Origin of the sequence: Prosthecobacter sp. (assembly GCF_044373815.1) — a bacterium.
Lineage (GTDB): Bacteria > Verrucomicrobiota > Verrucomicrobiia > Verrucomicrobiales > Verrucomicrobiaceae > Prosthecobacter.
This window is the reverse complement of sequence record NZ_JBIPNG010000358.1, coordinates 1-6929: the sequence shown is the minus strand read 5'-3', so window position 1 is coordinate 6929 and position 6929 is coordinate 1. Positions and strand designations below refer to the sequence as shown.

The 6929-nt window shown below is 63.3% G+C and carries 5 protein-coding genes and 1 tRNA gene; 3 read left to right on the top strand and 3 right to left on the bottom strand.

The features are described 5' to 3' along the window. The 3 genes from ACIREA_RS23070 to ACIREA_RS23060 form a co-directional block, all read right to left on the bottom strand. The coding region (locus ACIREA_RS23070; protein ID WP_397384699.1) for a DUF1501 domain-containing protein at window positions 1-779 on the bottom strand (779 nt) is incomplete at its 3' end. Between the two features lie 153 nt (window positions 780-932). Further along, entirely contained in the window at window positions 933-1568 is a 636-nt protein-coding gene (locus ACIREA_RS23065; protein ID WP_397384698.1) for a tetratricopeptide repeat protein, read from the bottom strand. 39 nt (window positions 1569-1607) lie between these two features. Beyond that, the gene (locus ACIREA_RS23060) at window positions 1608-2609 is read right to left on the bottom strand and encodes a hypothetical protein (protein ID WP_397384697.1); all 1002 of its coding nucleotides are present in this window, start codon (window positions 2607-2609) and stop codon (window positions 1608-1610) included. 295 nt (window positions 2610-2904) lie between these two features. On the opposite strand from ACIREA_RS23060, the gene ACIREA_RS23055 reads away from it, so the two are divergent. From ACIREA_RS23055 to ACIREA_RS23045, 3 genes are all read left to right on the top strand, one after another. Continuing rightward, complete coding sequence (locus ACIREA_RS23055) at window positions 2905-4671, top strand: dynamin family protein (protein WP_397384696.1); 1767 nt, start codon at window positions 2905-2907, stop codon at window positions 4669-4671. A gap of 750 nt (window positions 4672-5421) precedes the next feature. Then, window positions 5422-6579 carry a tRNA epoxyqueuosine(34) reductase QueG gene (queG, locus tag ACIREA_RS23050; protein ID WP_397384695.1) on the top strand — a complete coding sequence of 386 codons (1158 nt, stop codon included), beginning with the start codon at window positions 5422-5424 and terminating at the stop codon, window positions 6577-6579. A 222-nt stretch (window positions 6580-6801) separates the two neighbouring features. After that, window positions 6802-6876, top strand: a tRNA-Cys gene (locus ACIREA_RS23045). Window positions 6877-6929 lie beyond the last annotated feature (53 nt).

The window sequence follows — 6929 nt, the reverse complement described above, 5'->3', positions numbered from 1 at the left end:
TTTTCTGAACTGACGAGCTTGTACGCGGCCTGGTAGAAATTGTCCATGGCGCTGAGGCCATCCGATTTCTCGTTGGTGCGGAAGTGCTCGTCCACAGCGGAGAGCAGGTTGCGGCGGCGGTCGAAGCGCTTGGCGTCGATCTCCTTCGGCGCGGCGAGATCGCGTACGGTGAAGCCTTTGTCCGCTGGATCGCTGCCCAGCGCAAACGGGCCGAAGGCGCTGCTCATGTAGCCGCTGCCTTGATCAGGCGCGATCATGTTCGGCACAGCCACGTAGGGGGGCAGATTGTTGCGGGGTCCCTGCTCGTGCGAGATGATGGAGCCGAAGCTTGGAAACTTGATGGCCGGGCTCGGGCGGTAGCCGGTGAACATGTTGTGCGTACCGCGCTCATGCGCCGCCTCACCATGCGTCACGGAACGGATCAGCGTGATTTTGTCGAGGATCTTGGCGATGTTCGCAAACTGCCCGCCCACGAATTCCCCGGTCACACCTTTGATGGGATTGAAAGGCCCGCGATAATCCGGCGAAGCGAAAGGCTTCGGATCCCAGGACTCATGCTGTGCCATGCCGCCCGGCAGGTAAATGTGGATGATCGAGGTGGCGATGGGCTTGTAGCTCTCCACCGCCGGCATCGCCAGATCAGCCGCTTGAAGCTTGAGCAAATTGGGCAGCGTCAGGCCCAGCCCCGCCATCGCTCCCACCTGCAAAAAGTCACGCCGACCCTGCGTCGTGTTGAAGAGGTTGCTGTGATTGCCGGAGCAGAGACGATGCATTTTCATGGTGCGGAATGAGTGGGTTACATCCGAATCTACCATGCGAGAGGGTGCCATGTTACGCTCGCATGCCATTCTGCCAAAACAGGCACAATGATGCGCAAGGAAGGCGCAAGTGCGCCGAAATACCAAGGGAGGAAGAGGAGCATAAAGCCCCGCTCACTCCCACCCACGGATCTTCACATGCACCTGCGCCACGCGGCCCATGTAGTGGTCCATGGAGAAATCCTTCGCGGCTTTGAGCATGTGCGCCTTGGCCTTCACATCATCGCCCGTCGCTTCAAAGAAGAGACCCAGATACAAGTGCGCGTAGCAGCGATGATTGCGCAGGCGTTCACCGTCGCCTTCCTCGGCAGCTTTGAGCACGGCATCCTCGCTGCCCTTGCCGGCGAAGAGTTCATGCACCTGCTTCATCGGGATGCGGCTGTCGCCTTCGATGGGAATGAAAACCTTCCGCGCCGCCTCCACACCCTCCCCTTTCGCAATGCATAGAAAATGCCACGCAGCATTTTCCACATCATTCCCATTCACCGTTTGATGCACCTCAAACTGCTCGCGCCCCCCTTTGAAATCACCCGCATAATACAGCGAAAGCCCACGCTGCCAAAGCTGCGGCTTCGACTCCGGTGCCAGCGCGATAAGCTTGTCAAAAGCCGCCACAGACTCCTTCGGCTTCGCCGCAAAGAACAAATCCACGCCCTCCTGAAAGAGCGTATTGGCTGAAGGCTTCGCCTCCTGCGCGGTGACATGGGAAAGCAGACCGAGCAGGAGCAGCAAGGGGAGAAGTCGTTTCATGGCAGCTTCAAACGTGCGTAGCGGGAGCCTTTGCGCAAATCATCGCAGCCACGCCAGCGGCAGCGGCACGATCAGCGCCAGATCCGCCAGCACGCGGTACGCGTCTGCCGAAAACCGACGCCGCAGTCCCTGCACCACAGCGTGCAGCACCACCGCACCCAGCGCGGCGCGGGCAGGCCCCAGCAGCGTATGCTCCAGCGCGCCCTGCTCGATTTCCCACAGCACCGCTAGGGTAAAAAACAGCGTCCCAAGCACCAGCCGCGTGTGCTTGCGGTCACCCTTCAATCCAGCCTCGCGGCAGGTGATGCCGTGCAGATTGCACGCAAACAGCAGCGTCAGCAGCACACACTCCAGCACCGGCTCCGCAATCGTTTCCGGCATGGCAAAAAACCGCGTGCTCGTGCTGCAGCCCATGGCAAACAGCAGCGCCGCCGTCATTTCCTTCGGCAGCACATTCCCCATGCGGATGTCCAGCTGCCGCAGAAACGACAGTGCCATCACCCCCAGCACAAAAAGGCTCAGCGCAAACTTCGACCCGCTGCTGATCGGCATGCGCGAGATCAGCATGATGCCCCCCAGCCCCGCGCACGAGACAAACACATCCCGCGATAAACGACTGCCCTGCGCCGACCACGAGGCCAGGTACAGCGCCACCAGCAGCGCCAGACTCACCGCCTGCCACAGCACCCCTTCAGGAATCACATACAGCGCCATCCACCCCAGCAGCAGCAGCGCCTGCGGCAGCACACCCAGCAGCAGCACACGGCGGTGGCGGTGGTAAAACAAATGCCGCACATCCAGCTCCGCCACATTTTTCACCGCCAGCGTATCCAGCGTGCGGTCCAGTAGATAAACCACCCAGCAGGCCAGCCCGAGGCCCGCGCTCAGCAGCGGTGTGAGGCGGATTCCATGCGCATGCGCCAGCGCCCCCTGCCACAGCACCGCCACCACCGGCGCCTCCAGACTCAGCACATGCGGCCATAGCCACCAGGGCGTAGGTTTCACAGGCGCGGATTCACTGGCTGGGAGGGCGGCGGTCAAGGCCTGCTCTGTAGTGCCGGGAGCACGAAGTGAAAAGAGAAACGTGCAAAGCGCTCTGCCACCTCTGGAAAGTACGATAGGCACTCCTGCCTGTCGATCAGCGCCCCCGCCACCTCCCCAAGCCCCCGCTCCACCCACCGCGGCGTGGCCCGCACATTCCATGTGCGGTCTGGACTCCGAAACCGCACTCGGAGAGTCCGCGCCACTCCACCTCTCTCCCCCCGTGAAACTTCACTCTCCATCCGAAGTGAGGTTGCGGTGCGAATCGCAAGCGACACTTTGCAACACCCCCCTCATGATTGGCGACGACTATTTCGAACTGCGTTCACGGATTGGCACAGACCTGCTGGCTCTGGCCGCAGCCCTGCGCGAATCCGGCGGCGACAGCGAAGCCGCCGCCATCCTGGACAATCTCATCGCCAGCCTCAAGGAGCCCTTCGTCTTCGTCGTCGTCGGCGAGGTCAACGTCGGCAAATCCACCTTCCTCAACGCCCTCTTCGGCCAGGACTTCTCCAGCACCGGCGTCGTCCCCACCACCGGCAAGATCCTCTTCTTCCGCCATGGCGATGAGCACAGCGTCGTCCCCGTCACCCCCACGCTGGATGAAGTCTACGCCCCCGTCGATTTCCTCCGCGACTTCCACATCGTCGACACCCCCGGCACGAACTCCGTCGAAAACGAGCACCAGCTCATCACAGAGCGCTTCGTGCCCATCGCAGACCTCGTCATCTTCGTCTTCTCCGCCATGAACCCCTGGGGCGCCTCCGCCTGGCAGTTCCTGGAAAAAGTCCACCGCGAGTGGATGCGCCACGTCATCTTCGTTTTGCAGCAAAGCGATCTCCGCAGCCCCGAGGAGATCCAGGTCATCACCGACTACATGGGCCAGCTCACGCGCCAGCGCTTCGGCCGTGATTTCCCCCTCTACGCCGTCTCCGCCAAGAAAGCCTTCCTCGCCCGCAATGCCGGCATCGAGCGCGAGCGCCTCCTGCAGGACAGCGGCTTTCACGCCCTGGAGGCCCACATCTCCTCCATCGTCCGGCACAATGCCGCCCGCCTCACCAAGCTCGCCAGCACCATGCGCCTGGCACGCCAGATCCTCAATGACATGCGTGAGCGCCACGTCGCCTCCATGCATCAGGCCAAGCGCAAGACCGTCGTCCTTCAGGAACTCCAAACCGAGCGCGAACTCCAGGTCGACCGAACCCTGAAAAAAATCCTCCCCGCCCTCGATGCTACCGAGCGCGACTACCACGAGTCCGTCATGCGCGTCGCCGGCCTCGCCAGCGATGCACTCACCACCCGCAAAGCCTTTCAGCGCAAAGACGCCGAGGAAGAAGAAGCCGAAAACGGCGCACGCCCCCAGAGCCTCGATCACCGCCTCTTTCAGGAACTCCAGCACCGCACCGGCGACCGCTGGCGTCAGGTCAGCCTCGTCCTGGAGGAAGACGTCCATCAGTTCGAGCGCTTCCTCTACGCCCAGGGTCGCGGCATCCTCTTCCCCCCGGATGTCGTCCTCCCCTCCCATGATTACGGCGAAGAAGAAAGCGAGCTCCGCCGCCGCTTCGGCACCCATGTGGACTCCTCCCTCCGCCGCTTCGTCATCGGCCTGAAGCTCGATGAAGACATCGAGCCCGGACTCGAAAGCGCCCGCATCACCGCCCGCTGGCTCCCCCGCCTCATCATCCCCATCCTCATCGGCACCGCCCTATGCGGCTGGTTGGACGATCTCACCAGCGCCGCCATCGCCTTCGGCGCCGGCCTCCTCCTCCTCGGCGTCGTTTACCTCCTCACCCAGATCCGCCTCGCCAACGCCCGGAACTCCATCCTCGACAAGCTCGAAGAATCCTCCGCCACCCTGCGCGAGATGCTCTCCAAGCAGGTCACCGAAGACGTCACCCACAGCTTCACCAAGTTCCTCGACACCCTCAATCCCGCCCAGGCCAACGCCGCCCACCTCGAGCGCGAGCAGTCCACCCACGTCGAGCGCCTCCGCACCCTCGCCGACTCCTTCACCGTCATCGACCAGCAGATCCAAGTCCTCATGCCCGCCGGCGCAAAATAAAAGCGACAGCCCCAACCCCCCCGCTGTCCCTTCCGTCCTTTTCGCCCTCCCGCCTAACCCTCTCAAACGCACCCGCTATCAGCCTACCCCAGCGCTGGTAGGGAACCGCTGTGCGGGTCCGAAGTTCCGGGTCTACCGCGTCGCCGGCGCTAAAAAAGGTACGCCGTCCTTGCAACACAGAAAGCCAGCCGACGCGGGACGCTCGCCACCGCTCGCCAGCCCCAGCGCTGGTAGGGAACCGCTGTGCGGGTCCGAAGTTCCGGGTCTACCGCGTCGCCGGCGCTCAAAAAGGTACGCCGTCCTTGCAACGTGGAAAACCAGCCGACGTGAGCCGCTTTCCACGAAGGTTTTCAGGTCCGTTCAAATGCCATCCTCGATGGAAAACAGCTCCACATCTCTGCTCCCTCTGCAGACGTTGCCCCTCTGCGGCAAAATCGAACGTCCCTTCAATTTCGTCCCAGCTCCTCCGCACCCTCCGGCTCCCGCTCTCATCAGCAAATCTCTGCGGCGTTCCAAACTCTGCGGTGTAAAATCAGTGCCTCAGTCACTCCCCGCCACACCCAGCACCCCCTGCTATCGGCTCCGCCAATTTTCAGTTCCCAGTTTTCAATTCTCAGTTTTCAGTCCTCCCCGCAGCGTCGAGAACCAGTAGGCCAACAAACTCACCACGAACTCTCGCGCCACCCCAGCCTCTCCCCAACCACCGCAAACAAACGCAAACCACTGCCAACAACCGTAAACTCCGCCTCAGTGTCCCCCGCCGCCCTCAAGTCCGCCCTCATCGCCCAAGCCCGCGCCCTCGGCTTTGACGACTGCCGCATAGCCCCCGCGCAGCCCGCCGCCCATCGCGCCCTCTTTGAGCAGTGGCTCGCCGAAGGCAAACACGGCGACATGGCCTGGCTCGCCCGCAACCCCGAACGCCGCACCGACCCCACCCTCGTCCTCCCCGGCGCCAGGAGCGTCATCGTCCTCGCCCTAAACTACTACCAAGGCGGCACCCCCTACCCCAGCGCCCCCCTAGGAGGGGGACCATCCTGGTCCCTCAACGCCCCGCCATCCTCCCTCACCACCGCGCTCCCCACCGCCTCCCCCTCAGAGATCCAGCATCCAGCATCCAGCATCCAGCCCCCACCATCCAGCCCTCCCTACCGCATCGCCCGCTACGCCTGGAACAACGACTACCACGACCTCATCGAGGCCAAACTCCGCACCCTCGCCGACTTCCTCACCGCCCACGGCGGCACCCAGCGCCCCTACGTCGACACCGGCCCCGTCCTCGAGCGCGACTTCGCCAGCGAATCCGGCCTCGGCTGGGGTGGCAAGAGCACCATGCAGATCCACCGCCACCTCGGCACCTGGTTCTTCCTCGCAGACATCCTCACCACCCTCGATCTTCCCCCGGACACCCCCGCCACCGATCACTGCGGCAAATGCACCCGCTGCATCACCGCCTGCCCCACCCAGGCCATCACCGCCCCCCGTCGCATGGACGCCCGCCGCTGCATCTCCTACCTCACCATCGAGAGCAAAGGCCCCATCCCCCTCGAGTTCCGCCACGCCATCGGCGATCGCATCTACGGCTGCGACACCTGCCTCGACGCCTGCCCCTGGAACCGCCACGCCCAGGCCTCCCATGAGGCCACCTTCCAGGCCCGCGCCACCCTTTTCCAGCACACCCTCCGCGACTTCCTCTCCCTCACCGACGACACCTTCCGCGCCCTCTTCGCCAAATCCCCCATCAAGCGCATCAAACGCCCCGCCTTCCTCCGCAACGTCTGCGTCGCCCTCGGCAACACCGGCACCCCCGCCGACCTCCCCGCCCTCGAAGCCGCCGCGCAGGACGAGCACCCCCTAATCTCCGAACACGCCCACTGGGCCATTTCAGAAATCCACACCCGCCACGCTTAGGCCCAGCGCAGGTAGGGCTGGCTGTCCTCAGCCAGCCGCCGTCGAAGCCCATGATCTTCAGGCAAGAAACAGCCTATGGAACCGGCCCATCCCTGCCCCGTCTGGCCTCCGCCTCTTCCCCTCTGGCCAACCATCGTCAACAACCGTAAACCACCGTCAACTCCGCTCTTCTTGACATCCCCCCATTCCCCCCTACCATCCCCGGCTCTCGACATCGAGAACGGCGAGGTAGCAAAGTGGTAATGCACTGGTCTGCAAAACCGGTATGCGCGGGTTCAATTCCCGCCCTCGCCTCCACTTTCACTCAGTAAAAGTTCAGTTCGCATAGATGGGCTTCTTCTCTGCTATCT

What these genes read in the sequence shown, in the direction of transcription:
- ACIREA_RS23065 (WP_397384698.1), bottom strand. Translation starts at nt 1,568, where the DNA reads ATGAAACGACTTCTCCCCTTGCTGCTCCTGCTCGGTCTGCTTTCCCAT.
- ACIREA_RS23055 (WP_397384696.1), top strand. Translation starts at nt 2,905, where the DNA reads ATGATTGGCGACGACTATTTCGAACTGCGTTCACGGATTGGCACAGAC.